The following is a 24,867-nucleotide window of genomic DNA, read 5'->3' as shown; positions in this document are numbered from 1 at the left end:
GAAGGTTATTTAAAAAATGCACAAATGCGGCTATTACTGAAACAAATGCGTCAACTGCTTTCTGTGTACCATTTTTTGGCGTATATTTGCCCGCATAGCAAATATAATAGCTCTATAATATATGAAAAAACACCTGATGCGATTGTTCCTCCTGAACTATTTGTTGTTACTCTCTATCTGTGTCGTTCGTGCGCAGGAACGTTCCGATTTTTATTTCACTCATGTCAATGGAGAAAATGGATTGTCGGCAAGTAATGTAAAAGCAATCTTGCAGGATAGCTATGGATTTATGTGGTTTGGGACAAAAAACGGACTCAACCGCTATGACGGAACTTCCATTCTTCAATTTGATTGTGATGATTTGGAGGAGGGTACGGGTAATCATAATATTGGTGCTCTTTTTGAGGATAAAGAAAGGAATTTATGGGTTGGTACAGACAGAGGAGTTTATATATATAATCCGGCGGTCGATGTATTTAAACGTTTCAAAATAGCTTCATCAGAAGGAATAACTCTTGATAACTGGGTAGCGGAAATCCTATCTGATTCACTAGATAATATTTGGGTGTTGATTCCTGATCAGGGACTTTTTCGTTATAAAGACGGAAAGGTTCATCATTATTCTTTGTTAGATAAAGACAATTTAAAAAATAATAATCCGGAATGTATTTGTATCAATGAGCAGGGTGAAGTATGGGTAGGCACTTCAGGAGTGGGTTTATTCAATTATAATTATCGGGATGATAAGTTTGAACAATATCTGGCAGACCGAATGGGACGTTCGTTAATTGGCAAAACAATTATAAGTATTTGTTTTCAGAAGGAGAATGCTATCTTGGGAATACATGAAGGAGATTTGCTGAAATATAATACTCGAACAGATGAATTGAGTGAAGTTTCGTTCCTTGGTGAGAAAAAGACATTTTTGCGAGATGTGATGTGTTTCGGAGATGAAATTTGGGTAGGCTCTCTTCATGGAATTTTCATTATTAATGAGAAAGAAAATAATGTTATTCATTTGAAAGAAGACTTGATGCGTTCATTTAGCCTGTCGGATAATAGTATTTATTCTATTTACAAAGATCATGAAGGAGGAATTTGGATCGGGACAATGTTTGGAGGTGTCAACTATCTGCCTAATCGTATCTTGACTTTTGATAAATACGTACCGGGGAGCGATTCACATTCTTTGAATACCAAACGTATCCGTGGATTAGCAGAGGATAATAATGGGTGTATTTGGATAGGTACTGAAGATAATGGTGTTAATGTATTGGACCCTCGAACAGGTAAAGTACATCAGATACATGATAATGTTCCAGGTCGTCTCATTACACTATCAGTAAAACATTATGAAAATCATATATATGTTGGATTATTTAAACAAGGAATGAATGATATCAGTATACCTGGTGAACATCTTAAATATATCAGTGATAAGGAATTGAATATTGAAGAAGGAAGTGTATATAGTTTTTTAAAAGATAGTAAAGGTCGTACCTGGATAGGACCTGGATGGGGATTATATGTGTCACAACCTAAGGAAAGGAAGTTTCGTCGTGTGGAAGAAGTAGGATATAACTGGGTTTTTGATATAATGGAGTCCAAAGATGGCATAATTTGGCTTGCTACTATGGGAAATGGTGTATGGAAATGTGATCCTAAAACCAATTTTTATAAGAATTATTCTTATAAAGAAGGAGTGGACAACTCTCTAAGTTCGAACTCCGTCAGCTCCATCATGCAGGACAGCAAGGGGAATATATGGTTCTCTACCGACCGTGGCGGTATATGCAGGTATAATGAAGCACAGGATGACTTTACGACTTTCAGTATCGAAGACGGACTACCGGACGATGTCGCTTATAACATCTTGGAGGACGATGCCGGAAATCTGTGGTTTGGCACCAATAAAGGATTGGTCAAGTTTAATCCCGAGAGTAAGGATATACGTGTTTTTACCAACAAAGACGGGCTGTTGGGCAACCAGTTCAATTATCAGTCGGCGTTGAAAGCTCAGGATGGACGATTCTATTTTGGCGGGGTGGACGGATTGATCGCTTTTGACCCTACGGTTCAGGAAGAAGAGAAGCCGCTCCCTCCTGTCTACATTTCCAAGTTTAGTATATATAATAAGGAGGTAACGGTTCATACTCCCGCCTCACCCTTAAAACAATGCATCGTACATACGGATGAAATTGTATTGCCTTACGACCAGTCCAATATCAGTTTTGACGTGGCTTTGCTCAGTTACTCTACTGCCGAGTCCAACCAATACTATTATCGTATGGAACCACTTGACAGGGACTGGGTACGGGCAGCCAGCAACCAGAATATTTCGTATGCCAAACTTCCGCCGGGAAAATATACCTTCCGGGTGCAGGCTACTCACGGCAATAAGTCCGAGTCGTCCACACGCTCTCTGTCTATTATCATTCTTCCTCCGTGGTGGCAGTCTGTCATTGCGTACGTTGTATATACCGTATGTATTATCCTCATTGTGGTAGGTGTCATCTTATGGTACAAACGCCGCAAGGAGAAACAACTGGAAGAGCGGCAAAAGCTGTTCGAGATTGAAAAGGAGAAAGAACTGTACGAATCCAAAGTAGACTTCTTCACAGAGATAGCGCATGAAGTACGCACTCCTTTGACCCTGATCAACGGTCCCCTTGAAGCCATTGGGGAAATGGAAATACAGGAACCCAAGATGAAGAAATATATCAGTGTGATGGTTCAGAACACCAAACGCCTGCTGGAACTTACCGGGCAACTGCTGGACTTCCAGAAGATTGGCGCCAACAAGCTGACCATGAAATTTGAGAGTGTGGACATTACCGAACTTCTTGCCGGAATCGTGGAACGCTTTGAAGTGACGTTCAGTTTGAACCGCAAAGAATTGCAGTTGAAATCGACAGAAGAGCAGGTATGGGCAGCTGTGGATAAAGAAGCGATAACCAAGATACTGAGCAACCTGCTCAATAATGCGTTGAAATATGCCAGCCGGAATGTACTTGTGGAACTGGAAAAGGGAGAGGGCAGCTTTACGATTCGTGTCACCAGTGACGGAAACAAGATTCCGGCAGAAGTCAGCCAGTATATATTCGAACCCTTCTATCAGGTGGACAGAAAAGAAAAGCCTCGCAACGGGGTGGGAATCGGATTGTCTCTGGCACGTTCGTTGGCGTCATTGCACAAAGGTACCATCTATCTGGATACCAATCAGGAGAATAATGTTTTTGTACTGACCATTCCTTTGAATATGGAAGGCATGAAACTGGAAAACCATAAAACCATACAGAAGGACATTGTCGAACTGGATGAACATACCCCCGTCACGACAGATATATATGGATATACCCTCCTGCTGGTGGAAGACAATGAAAGCATGCTGACCTTTATTCACGAACGCTTGCAGGAAAGCTTTACCGTAGAGACAGCGATGAACGGGGTAGAAGCGCTGGAAATATTGCGGAGCAGCCATATAGACTTGATCATCAGTGATATCATGATGCCTGTAATGGATGGCTACCAACTTTGCAAGGAAGTAAAATCGGACATGGAACTTTCTCATATCCCTATCATCTTCCTGACAGCTAAAAATGATATCGACAGCAAGATCAACGGTCTGAAATATGGTGCGGAAGCCTATGTGGAGAAACCTTTCTCTTTCAATTATCTGAAAGAACAAGTCCTGTCTTTGCTCGACAATAGGCGCAGGGAGAGAGAAGCTTTCGCAAAACGCCCGTTCTTCTCCGTCAACAATATGCAGATGAATAAGGCGGACGAAGAATTTATGAATAAGGTGATCAAAGTGATTGAAGATAATATAACCGATGACAACTTCGGTGTAGAACGTATGGCAGACATACTCTGTATGAGCCGTTCCAGTTTGTTAAGGAAAATCAAGACGCTGTTCAACTTGTCTCCGCTTGATTTTATCCGGTTGATCAAGCTAAAAAAGGCAGCCGAATTTATTCAGGAAGGGAAATACCGTATCGGAGATATCTGCTACATGGTCGGTATCAATTCACCGTCTTATTTCAGCAAGTTGTTCCTGAAACAATTCGGCATGACCCCCAAAGATTTTGAGAAACAATACCAATCCGGCAAGCAGATCGTTATCACGCAGGAGATAAAGAATGTCGATGCAGGAGCGGGAACAAAATAGATAAAATACCTCTCTTAGCCCGCATTGGAGCTTATTTGCCGTATTTTTATCATTTTTTGAATCGTTTGTACATAGTAAAGGAGTTGCCAATCCTTACCTTTGTGGCATACCTTAATAAGAGAAAAAAAGTTTCTTATTCGGGTATGCTTTATTTTTTTACACTAGAATATTATACCATATGAAAAACCAAAAGCTGCTACTACAAAAAATGTCCGGAGTATCCCTGATGCTTCTTCTGTTTCTTTTCTTTTCTAACTGTGCGGGTGGAGGCGGAACGTTCTCTACCGATGTATGGAATATAACTTATGACGATCAGGAAGGTGGTATATCACTCACCTATAAGTCAAAAAATATTTGTAACGGAATGTATGCTTCCTATCAATGGGAAGGGAAGGAAATAAAGACGAGTGATTATGCCCGCCATAAAATCAGTACGGGCAAAGTATCCGATTCTTTCGGGAAGGGACATATATATAAGGTAGAATACACGGATAAGGAACTTCCTGAACTGACCCAGTATTTCTATCTTTATCCGGATAAAGAATATATACTGACCGACTTCACGGTAGAAGCGAAAGAGGAAATCAGTTCCGCCAAAATGGCTCCGGTCAATGTCGATTCCATTTCCGGATTCTTGCAGGCAGGTGACAACCGTGCCCTTTTTGTTCCGTTCGACAATGACAAATGGATCAGATATCAGTCTCATCCGCTTGGTTTCGATACGTTGGTTAGTTATGAAGTAACAGCCATATTCAATAATGAAAGCCGGAACGGCCTGGTAATCGGTTCCGTAGAACATGACAACTGGAAAACAGCTGTTTCGATAGGCAAGGGAATGAATGATAATATAGGTTCGCTGGTATGTTTTGGGGGCATAGCAGATGAGCAGACCCGTGATGTGAAAGTTCACGGTGCATTAGTAGGTAAAAAGATTAAATCCCCTAAAGTTTTTTTGGGTTTCTTTGAAAATTGGTGCGATGGACTGGAAGCGTATGCGAAAGCCAACGCTGTAATTGCCCCTCCCAAAGCATGGGAGAAAGCTGTTCCATTTGGTTGGAACAGCTGGGGGGCATTACAATTCAACCTGACGTATGAGAAAGCGATGGAAGTCTCCGACTACTTCAAGGAGAATCTGCAAAATAATCATTTCGTAAACCCCGACCAGACTGTTTATATCGGTCTGGATTCCGGTTGGGACTGTATGAATGAAGAACAGCTGAAATCCTTTATCGAAAAGTGTAAGTCGAACGGGCAGATCGGTGGTATCTACTGGACTCCGTTCACCGACTGGGCACGCGACCCGGAACGGACGGTGGATGCCGCACCGGAATATAAGTACAAAGATATCTATCTCTATGCCAACGGAAAGCCGCAGGAGCTGGATGGCGCTTATGCGGTCGACCCTACGCATCCGGCAGTGGAGGCTATGATGAAAAAGACTTCCGGTTTATTCCACCGTGCCGGATTTGAGTATGTAAAGATGGACTTTATGACACACGGTGCAATGGAAGCCGACAGATGGTATAATCCCGAAATCAAGACAGGTATACAAGGATATAATTATGGCATGAAGTTGCTCAACCAGTACTTTGGCGATATGTATATCAACCTGTCCATTTCTCCTGTCTTCCCTGCCCAGTATGCGCAATCACGCAGAATAGCCTGTGATGCCTGGAATCAGATCAAGGATACCGAATATACATTGAATGCTCTTTCATACGGCTGGTGGCAGAAGTATATCTACCAATATAATGATGCCGATCATATCGTGCTGAGAGATGCCACTGACGGGGAAAACCGTGCCCGTATTACTTCGGGTGTCATTACCGGCATTTACATTACAGGAGATGATTTCAGTGCAGGCGGGGGAAAAGACGGTAAAGAGAAGTCACAGAAATACCTGACGAATCCGGAGGTAAATGCTGTGGCAACAGGAGAAGTGTTCCGTCCGGTAGAAGGAAACGGGGAAAAGTCGGAACATATCTTTGTAAGACAGACTCCTGACGGTCGTTTCCATTGTGCGGTATTCAACTATTCGGATCAGGAACAGACTACTACGCTCTCATTGGAAAGAATAGGGCTGGATAAAGCACGCAGCTATCAGGTGAAAGAATTATGGAGCGGCAACGAGACTTCTGCCGAAGGACAGCTCGAAGTAACTGTACCCTCTAAAGATGTGCAATTATTTGAATTTAAATAACCGAAAAATGAAAAAATACCAATTAACACTCTTATCGTTATGTGTGGCGGCCTTTGCGCAGGCTAAGGTTACACTACCCTCATTTTTTACCGATAATATGGTCATTCAGCAAAACAGCCGGCTGACTTTACCGGGAAAAGCGAAGGCCGGTAAACAGGTGACCGTAAAGGTGAGCTGGAATAATGAAAAATATACGACCCAAGCGGCAGCCGACGGTCATTTTACGATAGAAGTCCCGACTCCGTCTGCCGGAGGACCTTATCAGATAACTGTCTCGGATGGGGAGAAACTGGTGTTGAACAACGTCCTGTCGGGCGAAGTATGGATCTGTTCCGGACAGTCGAATATGGAAATGCCTGTTGCCGGATGGGGAAAAGTAATGAACTACGAGCAGGAAGTGGCAGATGCTGACTATCCCTCTATCCGCCTGTTGCAAGTGAAGAAAACCGTAGCTTTCTCTCCGCAGGAAAACGTAGAAATGAATATGAACGGCTGGCAGGAATGTAGTTCCGCTACTGTGCCGGAATTTTCTTCTGTTGCTTATTTCTATGCCCGTAAATTGTGGAAAGAGCTGAATATACCTGTCGGGGTGATTGACTGTACGTGGGGTGGGACACCTGCCGAATCGTGGACAAGTCATCAGACATTGAAGCAGGTCATGGGATTCCAGAAAAAGATGGCCGAAATGGAAAGCGCAGGTTTCCGGAGAGAGAAGCTTGTCGAACTTTATCACCGGGAAATGGACGAATGGCTTCAGCAGTTTGATGCTAAGGACCCCGGATTAAAAGACGGAACTCCACAATGGATATCAGCCCTTCAGACTGGGAATGAATGGAAACCGATGGAACTGCCCGCCTATTGGGAAACTCGCGGACTGAATGTTGACGGTACCGTCTGGTTCCAGAAAGAAGTGGAAATACCTGCTGACTGGAACGGTAAGGAGATTACCTTCCATCTGGCCATGATCGACGATGATGATATTACTTACTTTAACGGTAAGGAAATCGGAAGAACATCGGGATGTAATACGGTGCGTGCTTATCAGATTCCCGCAGCATTGGCAAAGGCAGGCAGAGGAGTGATCACCATACGTGCCATCGATTATGGCGGCGAAGGCGGTATACACGGAGAACCCCGGCAGATGTACATGGAAGCGAACGGCAAAAAGATTTCCCTGGCAGGCAACTGGAACTATCATATCGGTGTGTCGATGACTGGTGCACCTTCCAGACCTTTGTCTCCCGAAGGAACCGGATGGCCGACATCCTGCTACCCAACTGTACTTTACAATGCAATGATACACCCTTTTACAGTCTTTCCTATCAAAGGAGCTATCTGGTATCAGGGAGAGAATAACGTAGGATTTGATGAACAATACAGAGTACTGTTCCAGTCAATGATTACAGACTGGAGAAGAGCATGGAAGCAGGATTTTCCGTTCTACTTTGTGCAGTTGGCCAATTATCTGAAACCGGAAGAAGTGCAGCCGGACTCTAAATGGGCGGCTCTCCGTGATGCGCAGGCACATGCGCTGCATTTGCCCAATACAGGTATGGCATGCGCTATCGATCTTGGTGAAGATTATGATATCCACCCGAAGAACAAGCAGGAGGTAGGAAGACGACTGGCGCAAGCGGCATTGGCAAAGACTTACAACAAAGGTACGTACGAAGTTCCCGCTTATCAGGGATACCGTATTTCGGGACGTACGCTGATTCTTAGCTTCGATCAGGAAATTGTAGCTAGGGAAGGTGAGCCGAAAGGCTTTATACTGGCAGGTCCGGACGGAAAATTTGTTCCGGCACAGGCTACCATTCGCGGAAAAGAAGTCATTCTGCAGTCCGACCGGATAGAAATACCGACGGCAGCCTGCTACGCGTGGGCAGATAATCCGGTCTGCAACCTATATGGCAAGAGCGGGCTTCCCGTCCCTCCGTTCCGTACCAGAGAATAAATATAAACCATAATAATGTACACAATGAAATTAAAAGCATTCTTACTTTTTTTTCTTTTGAGTTCTTTTTCTCTTTTGCAGGCTTCTGACAAGCCGCTTATCAAAATAGAAACTGAACGGACCAGCCTTATCTATCAGGTAGCTGATAACGGACGTCTGTATCAGAAATACTTAGGCAAAAAGCTTCACCACGACTCTGATATCCAGTATCTGCCACAAGGAACCGAGGCATATCTGACTCATGGTATGGAAGATTACTTTGAACCGGCTATTCACATACGCCATAACGACTACAACTCTTCACTGCTGTTGAAATACGTAGATCATTCGAGCAATAACACCGGCAACGGAATCAACGAGACGGTGATTACCCTTAAAGATGATAAATATCCTGTTACCGTAAAGCTGCATTATGTAGCTTATGACAAAGAGAATATTATCCGTACATTCACTGAAATCAGCCACGAAGAGAAGAAGCCTGTCATACTTAGTAAGTATGCTTCTTCGATGCTTCACCTGAACAGTAGCAAGTATTTCCTGACCGAGTTTTCCGGTGACTGGGCACACGAGGCCAATGTGACTGAAAGAGAGCTTGCCTTCGGTAAGAAAGTAATCGATACCAAGTTGGGTGCACGCGCCAATATGTTTGTTTCCCCTTTCTTCCAACTGGCTCTTGATAATCCTTCGCAGGAAAATGCCGGAGAAGTATTGGTAGGAACCATCGGATGGACTGGCAACTTCCGTTTTACTTTCGAAGTAGACAACAAGAACGAACTGCGTATAATCAGCGGAATCAATCCGTATGACTCGGAATACAGTCTGCCCGCAAAGGAAGTGTTCCGCACTCCGGACTTTTATTTCACGTACAGCACGCAGGGAAAAGGAGAGGCAAGCCGTAGCTTCCATGACTGGGCGCGCAATCACCAGGTGAAGAAAGGGAACGAAACACGTATGACTTTACTTAATAACTGGGAATCTACCTATTTCGATTTTGATGAAAACAAACTGATCGGTCTGATGGATGAGGCTACCAAACTGGGGGTAGACATGTTCTTGCTGGATGATGGCTGGTTTGCCAACAAGTATCCCCGTAGCAGTGACCATCAGGGTCTGGGCGACTGGGAAGAAACTGCCGGTAAACTGCCGAACGGAGTAGGACGTCTCGTGGAAGAGGCGCATAAGAAAGGTATCAAGTTCGGTATATGGATAGAGCCGGAAATGGTGAATCCGAAAAGCGAGCTTTACGAGAAACATAAGGACTGGGTGATTCACCTGCCCAACCGTGACGAATATTACTTCCGTAACCAGATGGTACTCGACCTCAGTAACCCGAAGGTACAGGATCATGTATTTGGCGTGGTCGATAACCTGATGACTAAATATCCCGGCATCGCCTTCTTTAAGTGGGACTGCAACAGTCCGATAACCAATATCTATTCGGTGTATCTGAAAGATAAGCAGTCTCATCTGTATATCGATTATGTGCGTGGACTCTACAAGGTATTGGATAGGATCAAGGCTAAATATCCCGATCTTCCGATGATGCTGTGTGCCGGTGGCGGCGGACGCTCCGATTATGAAGCATTGAAGTATTTCACAGAGTTCTGGCCGAGCGACAATACCGATCCTATCGAGCGCCTGTTTATACAATGGGGGTACTCGCAGGTATTCCCGAGTAAGACGCTGTGTGCCCACGTCACTACCTGGAATCGTGGAACCAGCATCAAGTTCCGTACCGATGTGGCCATGATGTGCAAGTTAGGTTTCGACATCAAACTGGAGGATATGAACCAGAATGAACATCTGTACTGCGATCAGGCTGTGAAGAACTACAATCGCCTGAAACCGGTCATTTTGGAAGGCGATATGTATCGTCTCGTTTCTCCTTACGGAAGCAATCATACCTCTTCCATGTTTGTAGGAAAAGACAAGAAAACGGCTGCTGTATTTGCGTTCGACATCCATCCGCGCTATGCCGAAAAGACATTGCCTGTCCGCCTGCAAGGATTGGATATCAACAAAATGTATCGTGTGAAAGAAATCAATATGATGCCGGGCAGCAATTCTTCACTCAAAGGCAACGATCAGGTTTTCTCCGGAGAATATCTGATGAATGTCGGACTGGATCTTTTCACGACACAGCAACTGAACAGCCGTCTCATTGAAATAACAGCAGAATAAAAGCATATAGGAAACATAGCTTATAAAAACACCACGAACCATGAAGAAATTACTTTTAAGTGTATGTGCATTTTCATTGACTCTCGCTACATTGCAGGCAGGGGAAATCACTAAATATGTAAATCCATTTATTGGAACTGGGACCATCGATGGGGGACTCTCGGGTAATAATTATCCGGGGGCAACCTCACCGTTTGGTATGATACAACTTTCTCCGGACACCAGTGAAGCGCCCAACTGGGGCGATGCTTCCGGGTATGACTATAACCGGAGTACCATTTTTGGCTTTAGCCATACCCGTCTGAGTGGTACGGGAGCTTCGGACCTGATCGACGTTACATTGATGCCGACCAGTAGCGGACGCACCTCTTCCACATTCACCCATGACGAGGAGAAAGCCAGCCCCGGTTATTATCAGGTAATGCTGAAGGATGAGAATATCAATGTAGAACTGACCACTACTCAGAGAAACGGTATTCACCGCTATCAATACCCCGCCGGTAAAGATGCGGAAGTTATACTGGATATGGATCATTCGGCAGATAAAGGTAGTTGGGGACGCCGGATTATCAATGCTCAGATCCGTATTCTGAATGATCATGCAGTGGAAGGTTACCGTATCATTACCGGATGGGCGAAACTGCGTAAAATCTATTTCTATATGGAGTTTTCAAGCCCTATCCTTACTTCTACCTTGAGAGATGGCGGACGTGTCCATGAAAACACAGCAGTGGTCAACGGCACTAATCTTCATGGCTGCTTCCGTTTCGGCAAGCTGAATGGAAAGCCGCTGACGTGTAAGGTAGCCCTTTCGTCCGTCTCTATGGAGAATGCCCGTCAGAACATGGAACAGGAAGCTCCGCACTGGGACTTCGACCGCTATATGGCTGCTGCGGATGCCGATTGGGAAAAGCAACTGGGAAAGATTGAAATAAAAGGTACGGAAGTCCAGAAAGAGATATTCTATACGGCTCTTTACCACACGATGATACAGCCTAATATCATGTCTGACGTGAATGGCGAATACATGGCTGCTGACTATACAGCCCGTAAAGTGGGCGACAATGAAACTCATTATACCACATTCTCCCTGTGGGATACTTTCCGTGCCTCCCATCCTCTCTATACCCTGCTGGAACCCGAACGGGTGACTGACTTCGTGAAGAGCATGATACGCCAGTATGAATACTACGGTTACCTGCCTATCTGGCAATTATGGGGGCAGGATAATTACTGTATGATCGGCAACCATTCCATCCCTGTGATTACTGATGCCATCCTAAAAGGCATTCCCGGGATTGATGTGGAAAAAGCCTATGAAGCGGTGTATAACAGTTCGGTAACCTCACATCCCAACTCTCCTTTTGAAGTGTGGGAGAAGTATGGCTTTATGCCTGAAAATATTCAGACTCAATCGGTTTCCATCACTTTGGAACAGGCTTTCGATGACTGGTGTGTCGCACAACTGGCTGAGAAACTGAATAAGGATGCTGATTATGAGCGATTCCATAAACGTTCTGAGTATTATCGTAACCTTTTCCATCCGAAAACGAAGTTCTTCCAGTCCAAGAATGACAAGGGAGAATGGATCGAACCTTTCGATCCTTATCAGTACGGTGGAAATGGCGGCCATCCGTTCACCGAAGGAAATGCATGGCAGTATTTCTGGTATGTCCCGCACAATATTCAGGCTTTGATGGAACTGACAGGCGGAACGAAGGCCTTTGAGCAAAAGCTGGATACGTTCTTTACTTCCAATTATAAGAGCGAACAGATGAATCATAACGCTTCGGGATTTGTGGGACAATATGCACATGGCAATGAGCCCAGCCATCACGTAGCTTATCTCTATAACTTTGCAGGTCAGCCGTGGAAGACTCAGAAGTATGTCAGCCATATTCTGAATACGTTGTATAACAATACATCCTCGGGATATGCCGGAAATGATGACTGCGGTCAGATGTCTGCATGGTACGTATTCAGTGCGATGGGATTCTATCCGGTCAATCCTGCCGACGGTCGGTATATCATCGGCTCTCCGCTTCTGGATGAGTGTACTTTGAAACTGGCAGGAAATAAGGATTTTCATATCCGGACCATCCGTAAGTCTCCCGAAGATATCTACATTCAGTCGGTAACTTTGAATGGAAAGAAACATAAAGATTTCTTCATCACTCACCAGGATATAATGAACGGTGGTACGATGGTCTTTAAGATGGGAAAGAAACCGTCCGGCTGGGGAAAGTAACCAAAGAATAAAAAGAAATCGTTTTTGTATTCAAATAAATTCAGATAAACATGCGAATCATTAAATTGACAGTTTTAGCCTTGTGTCTGGGCGTTTCGGTAGTTTGGGCCGATGACCGACCGATTTATAAAGATAAGAATGCTCCGATCGAAGATCGTGTTGAAGATTTATTGCGCCGGATGACCTTGCGCGAGAAGGTAGGGCAGTTGCAGCAGCGTTGTACTTGGGATATCAATAATATTGGAGGTACATATAATGGGGAAAGCTTCGGCACTGCTCACGAGATGAATATATCGGCTCAGCAAGCCGCCGATTTATACCAGAAGATACATGAATATATGGCAAACGAGACCCGTCTGGGTATTCCTATCCTGACTTCGGCAGAAGGTATTCATGGTATTTTGCAGAACGGATGTACTATATTCCCACAAGCTATCGCACAGGGGAGCACATGGAATCCCGACTTGATCTGCCAGATGACGGAAGCCGAAGCGGCAGAAGCACGTGTGATGGGGATTCGTCAGGTCTTGTCTCCGGTGTTGGACATTGCGCGCGAGTTGCGCTGGGGACGTGTGGAAGAGACTTTCGGAGAAGATCCTTACCTTATATCTGAAATGGGGATCGGTTTCGTTCGCGGTTTCCAGAAGAATGGAGTAGGATGTATGCCCAAGCATTTCGTTGCACACGGTACGCCTACAGGCGGACTGAACAGTGCTTTCGTAGCCGGTGGTGAGCGTGAATTGCGTAATTTGTATATGTATCCTTTCGCTCGTGTCATCAAAGAAGCCGATCCGGTTGCGGTCATGAGTTGCTATAGCGCTTATGACGGAATCCCTGTGACGGGTTCTTCCTACTTTATGACCGATATCCTGCGTGGAGAACTGGGCTTTAAAGGTTTTGCATATTCTGACTGGGGTTCTGTCGACCGTCTGAAAACATTCCATATGGCAGCTCCCAGCACCGAAGCTGCTGCTAAAATGGCTCTGACGGCTGGTATTGATATAGACGTTTGGGACGCGGCGTATGAAACCTTGCAAGGTCAGGTGGAGAAAGGTCAGCTGGATGTGATGTATATCGACCGTGCCGTTCGTCGTATTTTGACGGCTAAGTTTAAACTGGGCCTGTTTGACGATCCTTATGGTGATCCGAAGAGTGTCAGCAAGGTCGTTCGTAACAAGCAACATGTGGAACTGGCCAAGAAGGTAGCGGATGAAAGTGCCGTATTGTTAGAAAACAAGAATAATATATTGCCGTTGGACTTGTCCAAATACAAATCGATCGCTGTGGTAGGACCGAACGGAGATCATGGAGTTGCCGGAGATTATGCATGGGTGAATCCGGAAGATCGCGAATGTGTATCTTTGTATGAAGGTATCAAAAATGTATTCGGCAAGAAAGTAACGGTCAACCATGTGGACGGCTGTGACTGGTGGAGCCAGAATGAAGAGGGTATTGCCGATGCGGTGAAGATGGTGGAAAAGAGTGATCTGGCAATTGTGGCAGTGGGTACGCGCAGTTATTGGCTGGGGCGTAATGCAAAGGATCATAAAGTAACTTCGGGTGAAGGGTTTGATTTATCTTCATTGGAGCTTCCGGGCAAGCAGCTGGAACTGATGAAAGCTGTGAAGGCAACAGGTAAACCTATGATTGTAGTTCTGATTACCGGTAAACCGTTGGTTCTTTCGTGGGCAAAGGAAAATGCAGATGCTATATTGGTGCAATTCTACGCGGGTGAGCAACAAGGTAACTCAATGGCTGAGATTCTGCTGGGAAAAGTAAATCCTTCGGGACGTTTAAATATATCCTTTCCCAGAAGTACAGGTAATACTCCTTGTTATTATAACTATTATCCCACTGACCGTGAGCAATGGTTTGACCAGGGTGGTTCGCCGGATGATCCTAAGGGACACTATATCTTTGAGAAACCGTATGCCTTGTACAACTTCGGATATGGTCTGAGCTATACCGATTTCAAATATAACACCTGTACATTGAGTGATTCCATCTTCTCTGATAAAGGAAAACTGATGGTGAATGTAGAAGTGGAAAATACCGGAAAACGGGAAGGTCAGGAAGTCGTTCAGCTATATGTACGCGACATGGTCAGTTCTATTTCTACTCCTATCCAGCAATTGAAGGCATTCAAGAAAATCAACCTTAAACCGGGAGAAAAAACAATGGTTTCACTGGAACTGCCTATTTCCGAACTGGCTTTTTACAATGCATATATGAGAAAAGTGGTAGAACCGGGAGAGTTTGAGATACAGGTCGGCAGTTCGTCGGACAGGATTCATTTCAAGAATACTATTGTAGTTAAATAGTTGCTGTTTATGGAGTTAAAATACAAACATATCTTCGTGCTCATTGCCCTCTCTCTGGGGACATGGGGACAACCGAAGGTTACGTACCGGCAAATTGTGACTTCGCCTATTGACAGCTGGGTAGAGGTAACAGACCGGACAAAGGCAATGAATGGCGAAACTCAGGAGGAGGCAAGCGTATCAAATGGCAAAGGGCAGACAATCGAAGGATTCGGGGCATGTTTTAATGAACTGGGCTGGGTGTCACTTGGATTGTTGCCTTCCGCTGACCGCGAGTCAATAATGAAAGAGCTTTTTCTTCCGAATTATGGAGCCAATTTCACTATTTGCCGGATGCCGATAGGAGCAAACGATTTCTCCCGTGACTGGTATTCGTACAATGAGAATGACGGTGACTTTAAGATGAAGAATTTCTCGATACAAAACGATACAGAGACTCTGATACCGTTTATAAAGAGCGCACAACTTCAGAATGCTGATATAAAGGTTTGGGCATCACCCTGGTGCCCTCCTTCCTGGATGAAGCATAACAAACATTATGCAAGTGCCGTGTGTGATCCTTCGTTGAAGAATACGAAGTTTGACAATGGACTTCCGGCTGACCGTGCGGGAAGGGAAGGAATGGATATGTTTATTCTGAAGCCCGAATATCTGAAAGCATACGCGCTGTATTTCTCGAAGTTTATTAAGGCTTACAGAAAGGCAGGGATTGACATCTTTGGTGTAATGCCTCAGAATGAGTTCAACTCGGCACAGATTTTTCCCAGTTGCTGCTGGACGGCACAAGGATTAGCTTCCTTTGTCGGTGATTATCTGGGACCTGAGATGAAGAAGCTTAATGTGGATGTCATGTTCGGTACCATGGAGCGTGCAAACTATCTGTTGGTAGACACCATATTGCAGGATTCTAACGCGAAGAAGTACGTCAAGGCAGTCGGTTTTCAGTGGGCAGGAAAGGATGCGGTGAAGGAAGTGAGAAGGCATTATCCAAAGATGAAACTGATGCAGACTGAGCAGGAATGTGGTGACGGACACAACGACTGGAACGGCATGCTCCATTCATGGGATTTGCTTAAACACTATATGGACAATGGTATTTCGATATACAATTATTGGAATGTTTCCCTTGAAGAAGGAGGAATCAGTCGTTGGGGATGGAGGCAAAACTCATTGGTGGTGGTGAACCCTGAATCAAGAACGTTCAGATTTACTTATGAGTATTATCTGATGAAACATATCAGTCATTTTGTGTTGCCGGGTGCTGTCTATCGTCCGGTGGAAGGTTCTGCCAAAGAGATACTGGCATTCGAAAATCCTGATGGAAGTACCGTGTTGTTGTATATGGAGAAGGAAGGCAAGGATAAGACGGTGACGGTAAAGCTGAAAGGCACGTCATTCCGGTTCTTTACGAAAGCCAATTGTCTGAATACGATAAAGGTGGATTAACAGGTAAAAAAGGTATTCGTCCGCACGGGACGAACCGAATTATAAAAAAATAGGTACGGATTACACGGATGAACACGGTTTTTAGATACTCAATCTCTTAAAACCGTGTTCATCCGTGTAATCCGTGCCTAAATAATATTTATTTTGCCTCTTCGGAAGTCTGTAACATCTGGAACAGCTTATCCAACTTCGGAGCCATAATGATTTCCGTACGGCGGTTCTTGCTTCTTCCTTCTGCTGTTTCATTGTCGTCAACAGGCATATATTCGCCACGGCCACTGGGCTGTATCTGCAAAGGATTTACACCGTAATTCTTAATCAGGATACGTACTACAGAAGTAGCACGGATTACACTTAAATCCCAGTTATCTTTGAACTGTACCGTGTTGATCGGCTTATTGTCGGTGTGGCCTTCAATAAATACATCAATGTCGGTTTGCTTATTCAGTACTTCCGCCAACTTGCCGAGCGCTTCTTCACCGCGTTTGTCCAAACGGGCGCTTCCTGACTGGAACAGCAGTTTATCCGACATCGCTACATACACTTTGCCGTCTTTCTCGCGAACGGTCAGCTCTTCAGTGCTAAAGCCCAGTAAGGCGTCTTTCACACTGTTCAGCAGTTGCTTCACTTTCTCGTTCTGGGCATTAATCATGTCCTGTAGCTCGTTGATGGTGCGTTCTCTTTCGCTGAGTTCGTTTTTCTTCTGACTCAACAAGGCATTCAGTTTTTCCTGTTCGGTCATGTTAGTGCTGAGCATGCTCTGATACTGGCGGATACTGTTTCCCATCTGTGTCGTATCACGCAGGAGCTTCTTGATCTGTGCCGACATCTGGTCGCCTGTATTACGGCAATCGGTCAGCAGGCTCTGCAAGCTATCGATACTTGCCATACGTGCGGCTTCTGTCATCATGAACTTCTTTTTCGTTACACACGAAGTACACAATAATAAGGTAAGGAGAGTAAATAATGCAATTTTCTTCATGACGCTTTATTTTTTTTGCAAAGAAATAATATTCTTGCGAAGATTACAAAAAATCTTTTATTAAACTCTGTATCATATGGTAAAGAAATACTTTGGATGCTGTTACTTGTTGAAAGTTACTTCATGCCAAGTTATGCAGCCTCCCGGATAATGCAGGGAAATCAGCGTTGCAGAAACTCACAAAGTTTCTGTACAGCCAGTGCACGGTGACTGATCTTATTCTTTATTTCGTTTCCCAGCTCGGCAAAAGTCTGTTGGTAGCCTTCGGGTTTGAATATCGGATCATAACCAAAGCCGGAATCCCCACGTTTTTCTTGGATGATTTCTCCTTTTATCACTCCTTCAAAGAGATATTCCTTTCCATCTAAAATCAGCGAAATGGCAGTACGGAATTGTGCTTTCCGGTTCTCTTTTCCTTCCAGTTCGTGAAGCAGCTTGCGCATATTCGCCTGAGCATCGTGTCCCTCGCCTTCGGCATAACGGGCAGAGTATACCCCGGGTGCCCCGTTCAGTGCTTCCACTTCCAGTCCGGTGTCATCGGCAAAGCAATCCAGATGATAGTTTTTGTAGATAAAAGAGGATTTCAGTAAGGCATTTCCTTCCAGTGTTTCGGCTGTTTCGGGAATGTCCGTGTGACAGTCGATATCATTCAGGCTGAGCAGTTCTATCTGATTCCCGAGGATAGCGGCTACTTCTTCGAGTTTATGAGCATTGTTAGTAGCAAATACAAGCTTGCGTTTCATTGTCTTATTCTTGTTTTAGCGGAATTATCCGGATTCATTCACCTGTTTATTTCACTTTCAACTGATCGAATCCTTCGCCATATACACCAATGACAGAACTCTGTGAGATGAAAGCGTTCGGGTCGATACGTTTTACCAGTCGGAAGATATCCAGCGACTGACGCCTTTTGGCCAGTACGACCAGTACTTTTACGTCGTTTTTGCTATACCATCCGGTGCCGTTGAGTACCGTTACTCCGCGGTCTGTATCTTTGATGATACGGTCGGCTATTTCGTCATACTTCTTGGAGAAGATAAAGAACTGGACGGATTGGCGGGCACTGTTGATAATCCAGTCGAGCACGACACCGATGATGAACAGGGTGACGAAACCGAAGATTACCCGGCGCCAGTCATGGAATACAAAGTAACAGGAGCTGATGATGAATACATCACAAATCATGATCATTCTTCCCAGCGATACGTCTTTGTATTTATTGACAATAGCGGCGATAATATCCGTTCCTCCGGTACTTCCGTTATAATTGAAAGTAATGCCCAGGCCTACACCGCACATAGCCGCACCGATGATACAGGCCATAAAGTCCTGTCCGCTGCCAAGCAGCAGAGGTTTCCCGTCAGCAGACATATCAGGTGTCTGTATGTAGTTATTTACCAGCACTTGGAATATCCACAGCAAGAAGGTCAGCATGAAAATAGCGTAAGTAGTCTTTATGCTGAATCGCGGACCTAATATCTTGATAGCGAATGTCATCAGAACTGCATTGATAATAAAGTACGACCACTGGATAGGAAATCCTGTTGCGTAATAAATGATAGCCCCGATACCGGTAGTACCTCCTGTCGTTATCTGGTAGGGTAGCAAGAACGCCGCCCATCCCAAAGCATAACTTATCAATCCGAGAGTAATGTAGATATAATCTTTCACCTCTCTCATTATTTCCGCCTTTGCTGGTTTGCGCATTTTGGTTTATTATTGGTTAAATCTGTATAGTGCGAACTTGTATTAAGATTCTCTTATACTATTTTCAGGCACGGATTACACGGATTAACGCGGCCTTTTCAATAACTCAAAACCGTGAAATCCGCGTAATCCGTGCCTAAAATCTATTATACTACTACGTTTACAATCTTTTTCGGCACGACGATGATCTTCTTCGGTGTTTTGCCTTCGATCCATTTCTGCGAACGTTCGTCGGCTAATACGGCAGCCTGAATGGTGTCCGAAGCGGCATCAGCGTCAAACTCCATGTTGAAGCGTGCTTTTCCGTTGAAGGAGATGGTATAGTTGATCGTATCTTCTTTCAGATATTCTTCGTTGAATGCGGGCCATGCGGCATCGCATACGGAAGTTTCGTGTCCCAGTGTATCCCACAACTCTTCGCATACATGCGGAGCGAAAGGAGCGAGAACGATAATGAGCTGTTCCAGTATCTCTTTCTTGCTGCATTTCAGATTGGAGAGTTCGTTGACACAAATCATGAATGCGCTGACAGAGGTATTGTATGAGAACTGTTCGATATCTCCCGTTACCTTCTTGATCAGCTTGTGAAGACTCTTCAATTCTTCTTTCGTTGCAGGTTCGTCTTTCACCAGATACTCGTCCGTACGACTGTAGAACAACGACCAGAACTTACGGATAAAGCGGTGTACACCGTCGATACCGTTCGTATCCCAAGGCTTGGATTGCTCCACCGGACCGAGGAACATTTCGTACATACGAAGTGTATCCGCGCCGTATTTATCTACAATCATATCCGGGTTAACCACGTTGAACATTGATTTGCTCATCTTCTCAACTGCCCATCCGCAGATGTATTTTCCGTCTTCGAGGATGAACTCTGCTTCCGCATATTCGGGACGCCATGCCTTGAATGCTTCCAGATCGAGAATATCATTGGATACGATGTTTACATCCACATGAAGCGGAGTAACTTCGTATTGGTCTTTCAGGTTCAGTGAAACGAAGGTGTGAGTATCTTTGATACGATATACAAAGTTACTGCGGCCTTGGATCATCCCTTGATTTACTAACTTTTGGAACGGTTCTTCTACTACGGATGCGCCTACATCGTGCAGGAACTTATTCCAGAAACGAGAGTAGATCAAGTGTCCGGTAGCGTGTTCCGTTCCTCCAACATAGAGGTCTACGTTCTTCCAGTATTCGTCCACTTTCGGGTCCACTAATGCTTGGTGGTTGTGCGGGTCCATGTAGCGCAGATAGTATGCGGAGGAACCGGCAAATCCCGGCATGGTGTTCAGTTCCAACGGGAAGATGGTGATGTTGTCGATCTTCTCATTTTCTACTGTGCACTTGTTTACCGTGTCCCATGCCCACTTAGTGGCATGTCCCAATGGGGGCTCGCCTGTTTCGGTCGGCAGGAATTTGTCTACTTCCGGAAGTTCCAGTGGCAGACAGTCTTCTTCGATTACGTAAGGCATTCCGTTTTTGTAGTAAACCGGGAATGGTTCTCCCCAGTAACGTTGACGTGAGAAAATGGCATCACGCAGACGGTAGTTCACCTTTACACGTCCCAAGTTATGCTCTTTCACATATTGCTTGGTCTTTTCGATGGCTTCTTTGATGGTCAGTCCGTTCAGGGAAAGATCGCAGTAAGGAGTTACATCCGGGCGGGGAGAGTTGCAGACGATTCCTTCTTTGGCGTCGAAACTTTCTTCACTTACGTCACAACCTTCTACCAACGGGCGGATTTCCAGTCCGAAATGCTTGGCAAAAGCATAGTCGCGGCTATCGTGGGCGGGTACGGCCATGATGGCTCCTGTTCCGTATCCTGCCAATACGTAATCGCTGATCCAGATGGGCACTGCTTCACCTGTAAACGGATTGATGGCATACGAACCGCTGAATACACCGGTAACGCTGCGGTCGGCGATACGTTCGCGTTCCGTACGCTTCTTGGTGCGGTCCAGATAGGCGTCTACTTCTGCTTTCTGTTCAGGAGTAGTCAACTGGGCTACCAGTTCACTTTCCGGAGCCAGTACCATGAAGGTCACGCCGAACATGGTATCTGCACGGGTGGTAAAGATGGTAAATTCGAGATCGCTGTCTTTTACTTTAAACTGCACTTCAGCACCTTCGGAGCGTCCGATCCAGTTCTTCTGAGTTTCTTTCAGTGATTCGGTCCAGTCGATGGTATCCAGTCCGTCGAGCAGGCGTTGTGCGTAAGCGGATACACGCAGACACCACTGGCGCATCTTTTTCTGAACTACAGGGAAGCCGCCGCGTTCGCTGACGCCGTCTATTACTTCGTCGTTTGCTAATACGGTTCCCAGTGCCTGACACCAGTTCACCATTGTTTCACCCAGGTAAGCGATGCGGTAGTTCATCAGGATTTCCTGCTGTTCCTTTTCGCTTTTCGCTTTCCATTCTTCGGCGGTAAAGCTGAGTTCTTCGCTGCAGGCAGCGTTGAGTCCTTTGTTTCCGTAGATTGCGAATGCGTCGATCAGTTCTTGGATAGGGCGTGCCTGCTGTTCGTCGTTGCAGTAGTAGCTGTTGAACATTTTGAGGAAAGCCCATTGAGTCCAGTGATAATATTCGGGTTCGCAGGTACGGATTTCACGGCTCCAGTCGAAAGAGAAGCCTATTTTATCGAGTTGCTCGCGATAACGGTCGATGTTGTTGACGGTTGTGATAGCGGGATGCTGTCCGGTCTGGATGGCGTACTGCTCTGCCGGCAAACCGTAAGCGTCGTATCCCATCGGATTGAGTACATTGAAGCCACGCAGTCGTTTGTAACGGGCGTAAATGTCCGAAGCGATGTATCCCAGCGGATGCCCTACGTGCAATCCGGCTCCCGACGGGTAAGGGAACATATTCAATACATAGAATTTCTGCTTCGATTCGTCTTCCGTAACCTGGTAGGTTTTCTCTTCCACCCACCTTTGCTGCCACTTCTTTTCAATCTCCCTGAAATTGTACTCCATAGTGATAAAGTTTTTATTTATAGTGATTTATACTGTTATTTCAATTTGAGCTAGCAAATTTACGTGTTTATTTTCAGATAACCACGTAGTGAGTGAAAAAAACCTTTTTTATGATAAGGTATTGCGTGACAAATGGAGAAATGTCACGGAAAACATCGTCTTGCTATTGACTTTTTTGTTTTTATTTCGTATATTTGGAGGAATATAAAAAGGAAAAGTAATGATAGAATATATAAAAAATATAACATAAGCTCAATAGGTGGATGTGCAAAATTGCATAGCCAGGATAACGAATGGGCAAGAAACTGTGAAGGTTCTTGCCCATTTCTGTTATAATAATTTTATTGAGGCTGCTGGAAACTCCTAAAAATAGTTTATAATAAACTTGGGCACCGTTTATAATAAACTCTCTCGTTATTTATTAAAAAAGCGTAGGGAGTTTATTCGATTTTGGAGGAATAGTGTAAGAAAGGAAGATATACGAATTTGGGGTGTCTGATGGTGGTGATTTGTTTGTAAATTAGAACTTCTTTCTGTAAGGTTGTTTTTTCTATTTAGTTTTTGGATACTGTCTAAATATATTAGGCTTAGTTTTAAAACAAAAAAGAGACAAGAGAAAAATAACACTTAGAGATTTAGAAGGGGGAATAAAGAAAATAGTTTGATATTATCCTATTGGACTTGTCTGCGCTAATGTATATTGTAACATTCTATTTCTCGTTTTACTTTGCTGAAAATGAAATTCTATCATTTTTAGGGTTTGAACTGACAAACCTTTTAAATAAACGTTAAATTAGACCGTATATTCCCCTAAAAACGATCTTTCCCAGCCTATACCTTCATTTTTCTCCTCGAATTAATTGCAAATTAATTACTAAATTAACTAGCGGGACTTACATTTGTGCCAGTTATCATAAAATTCTAAGAAATGAAAAGGCTACTGGTACTATTAACATTGGTTCTCGCATTCTTCTCTGCCAAGGCACAGGAAAACAAAAACTACTGGAATAACAAGCTCAAAATTGTGTCATTCCGGTTACCTCCTCCTCCGGTAGGATATACACCCAAAATCGTAGATTTGAATGGTGGTGGAAAGCCGGACGCTATCTATTCGATTACCCGTGACAGTATTCCGATATTATGGCTGGACGATGACGGAGACATGAGATGGGATGATCTGGAAGGAGATACAAAAAATGACTGTCTTTTGATAGACAGAAACCGTGATGGCATTTACGGTGGACATGGTGATCTTATTATCGACTGGATAGATACCGATAATGACGGAAAAGCCGATATGCAGATTGTCGCCGAGTATCCTCCCCGGAAAGCGGACGAAGTATGGCCAAACGGACACTATATGATCGTGCTGGATACTGACAAGGATAATATCTTCAACTATATTGATTGGAACACCATGCAGATTAAAAGCTGGGACAAGACAGGTATCTGCGATTTCTATATGGATTATAGCGGGCAGTCAGCTTTTCTTAAGATTCATGCCGCTACTTACAATATGCAGGATGTAAGGCTGAACTGGGAAAATCCATTTCTTTTCTACGATGAAGACGGTGACGGACTGAGTGAAATGGCAATCAGACTGGTAGATTCTCCAAAGAAAGTAGATGCCAGTGCACCCGCCAACAGCTTCGTTAACAAGCAGCTGACCGGAAACATCGACTGGGTTTCTATTGCCGTCGATATGGATAATGATAATCGTCCGGGTGATGAATTTGACTTTGACTTCACGCTTTCTTTCAGAGGAAAAGGGTTTGATTACAGAGATCAGGTTCATAAGTTCCGGAATCCCCGATTGGCTGGGACGGATTCTTTCTTTGTAGATCCCCGTTTCAGGAGGATGACTGAGTTGATTTATCCGGACCATGACAGTGCATGGGACCTTATATTCAACAGAGGAAAATGGGATCAGGTTTATTTTGGATATGATGAAGATGATGATTGCCATCGTTGGGAACGTGTAGAGTTATACGACCCGCGCGACCCTTTCAAGGTGGGATGGAACAAAGGTGGAATTGATCATAACAAACAATCGGATGCAGCGGGTGACCGTGGGGAATGGGACCTGGATAATTCAGGAAACGGCCAACTTTATATGGGTAAGTTTGACGGCAGACTTCATCTGTATGGTGCGGAATGGGGATGCTGGCGAATCGATCAGAACACAGACTACTATCAGGGATGGGACAGGATGTGGTTCGGGTTGGACAAGAATCCTTCCCGTTTTGCAACGGTGAAGTACACTGACAAAGATGGCAACGGCTTCTTTGATTATCTGGAGTATGACCTCGATGGTGACCAGACTTTTGAAACAATTGTGGATTTAAAGGAAATGGGAGTAGACGACCGTTGCGAACTCATTGATGTTTCATCTTTTAAGTATAAAGACTTCATAAATTTGATGGATAAGATGGCAGACGGTATGTGGAACAATGCTATGCAGGCATGCAAGGTAGCCGAGCATTTTCGGGTAAATACAGGTTGGTATGCCAAGTTGAAACAGGCATTATCCATCCGTGAGAAGTATGATAAAGGATACTGGTTGCAATTGTACTTGTACAAGGATCTGGAATATCTTTTTACCCGCAACCAAGATGTCCGTTCATTGGAGAAACTAAATAAAGCCTACTATACATGCGATTGGTCAATCCTGTTATAACT

The 24,867-nt window shown here is 44.5% G+C and carries 12 protein-coding genes; 8 read left to right on the top strand and 4 right to left on the bottom strand.

Translation table 11 applies throughout. The annotated features are described in order from the left end of the window. Positions 1-136: 136 nt before the first annotated feature. From BLW31_RS09150 to BLW31_RS09120, 7 genes are all read left to right on the top strand, one after another. Complete coding sequence (locus tag BLW31_RS09150; RefSeq protein WP_010535910.1) at positions 137-4,168, top strand: hybrid sensor histidine kinase/response regulator transcription factor; 4,032 nt, start codon at positions 137-139, stop codon at positions 4,166-4,168. Positions 4,169-4,346: 178 nt separating this feature from the next. Beyond that, positions 4,347-6,368 (top strand): alpha-galactosidase, encoded by a 2,022-nt coding sequence (locus BLW31_RS09145; RefSeq protein ID WP_029425148.1) that lies wholly within the window; start codon positions 4,347-4,349, stop codon positions 6,366-6,368. Between the two features lie 7 nt (positions 6,369-6,375). Continuing rightward, on the top strand, positions 6,376-8,322 hold the full coding sequence (locus tag BLW31_RS09140) for a sialate O-acetylesterase (RefSeq protein ID WP_029425146.1): 1,947 nt from the start codon (positions 6,376-6,378) through the stop codon (positions 8,320-8,322). A gap of 24 nt (positions 8,323-8,346) precedes the next feature. Continuing rightward, positions 8,347-10,503: an alpha-galactosidase gene (locus tag BLW31_RS09135; protein ID WP_022301322.1), complete on the top strand. Its 2,157-nt coding sequence runs from the start codon at positions 8,347-8,349 to the stop codon at positions 10,501-10,503. Positions 10,504-10,543: 40 nt separating this feature from the next. Continuing rightward, entirely contained in the window at positions 10,544-12,751 is a 2,208-nt protein-coding gene (locus BLW31_RS09130) for a GH92 family glycosyl hydrolase (protein WP_010535906.1), read from the top strand. Between the two features lie 50 nt (positions 12,752-12,801). Continuing rightward, on the top strand, positions 12,802-15,072 hold the full coding sequence (locus BLW31_RS09125; RefSeq protein ID WP_010535905.1) for a glycoside hydrolase family 3 N-terminal domain-containing protein: 2,271 nt from the start codon (positions 12,802-12,804) through the stop codon (positions 15,070-15,072). Between the two features lie 9 nt (positions 15,073-15,081). After that, on the top strand, positions 15,082-16,518 hold the full coding sequence (locus BLW31_RS09120) for a glycoside hydrolase family 30 protein (RefSeq protein ID WP_010535904.1): 1,437 nt from the start codon (positions 15,082-15,084) through the stop codon (positions 16,516-16,518). Between the two features lie 139 nt (positions 16,519-16,657). Here the strand turns inward: BLW31_RS09120 and BLW31_RS09115 are convergent, their stop codons facing one another. The 4 genes from BLW31_RS09115 to leuS form a co-directional block, all read right to left on the bottom strand. Beyond that, on the bottom strand, positions 16,658-17,500 hold the full coding sequence (locus BLW31_RS09115; protein ID WP_022301324.1) for an OmpA/MotB family protein: 843 nt from the start codon (positions 17,498-17,500) through the stop codon (positions 16,658-16,660). Between the two features lie 161 nt (positions 17,501-17,661). Then, positions 17,662-18,243: a non-canonical purine NTP diphosphatase gene (locus BLW31_RS09110; RefSeq protein ID WP_010535902.1), complete on the bottom strand. Its 582-nt coding sequence runs from the start codon at positions 18,241-18,243 to the stop codon at positions 17,662-17,664. Between the two features lie 46 nt (positions 18,244-18,289). After that, positions 18,290-19,207 (bottom strand): YitT family protein, encoded by a 918-nt coding sequence (locus tag BLW31_RS09105; RefSeq protein ID WP_008767390.1) that lies wholly within the window; start codon positions 19,205-19,207, stop codon positions 18,290-18,292. A gap of 146 nt (positions 19,208-19,353) precedes the next feature. Further along, the gene (leuS, locus tag BLW31_RS09100) at positions 19,354-22,188 is read right to left on the bottom strand and encodes a leucine--tRNA ligase (protein ID WP_010535901.1); all 2,835 of its coding nucleotides are present in this window, start codon (positions 22,186-22,188) and stop codon (positions 19,354-19,356) included. 928 nt (positions 22,189-23,116) lie between these two features. Between leuS and BLW31_RS09090 the strand changes: the two genes are divergently transcribed. Next, positions 23,117-24,865: a hypothetical protein gene (locus BLW31_RS09090; protein WP_022301325.1), complete on the top strand. Its 1,749-nt coding sequence runs from the start codon at positions 23,117-23,119 to the stop codon at positions 24,863-24,865. Positions 24,866-24,867: the final 2 nt, after the last annotated feature.

Origin of the sequence: Bacteroides faecis MAJ27 (genome assembly GCF_900106755.1) — a bacterium.
GTDB classification, from domain to species: Bacteria; Bacteroidota; Bacteroidia; order Bacteroidales; family Bacteroidaceae; genus Bacteroides; species Bacteroides faecis.
This window is presented reverse-complemented; position numbering and strand designations above follow the sequence as displayed.

Bases quoted from the DNA above. Each gene is read 5' to 3' on its own strand.
- BLW31_RS09150 (WP_010535910.1), top strand. From the start codon at position 137: ATGCGATTGTTCCTCCTGAACTATTTGTTGTTACTCTCTATCTGTGTC.
- BLW31_RS09145 (WP_029425148.1), top strand. From the start codon at position 4,347: ATGAAAAACCAAAAGCTGCTACTACAAAAAATGTCCGGAGTATCCCTG.
- BLW31_RS09140 (WP_029425146.1), top strand. From the start codon at position 6,376: ATGAAAAAATACCAATTAACACTCTTATCGTTATGTGTGGCGGCCTTT.
- BLW31_RS09135 (WP_022301322.1), top strand. From the start codon at position 8,347: ATGAAATTAAAAGCATTCTTACTTTTTTTTCTTTTGAGTTCTTTTTCT.
- BLW31_RS09130 (WP_010535906.1), top strand. From the start codon at position 10,544: ATGAAGAAATTACTTTTAAGTGTATGTGCATTTTCATTGACTCTCGCT.
- BLW31_RS09125 (WP_010535905.1), top strand. From the start codon at position 12,802: ATGCGAATCATTAAATTGACAGTTTTAGCCTTGTGTCTGGGCGTTTCG.
- BLW31_RS09120 (WP_010535904.1), top strand. From the start codon at position 15,082: ATGGAGTTAAAATACAAACATATCTTCGTGCTCATTGCCCTCTCTCTG.
- BLW31_RS09115 (WP_022301324.1), bottom strand. From the start codon at position 17,500: ATGAAGAAAATTGCATTATTTACTCTCCTTACCTTATTATTGTGTACT.
- BLW31_RS09110 (WP_010535902.1), bottom strand. From the start codon at position 18,243: ATGAAACGCAAGCTTGTATTTGCTACTAACAATGCTCATAAACTCGAA.
- BLW31_RS09105 (WP_008767390.1), bottom strand. From the start codon at position 19,207: ATGCGCAAACCAGCAAAGGCGGAAATAATGAGAGAGGTGAAAGATTAT.
- leuS (WP_010535901.1), bottom strand. From the start codon at position 22,188: ATGGAGTACAATTTCAGGGAGATTGAAAAGAAGTGGCAGCAAAGGTGG.
- BLW31_RS09090 (WP_022301325.1), top strand. From the start codon at position 23,117: ATGAAAAGGCTACTGGTACTATTAACATTGGTTCTCGCATTCTTCTCT.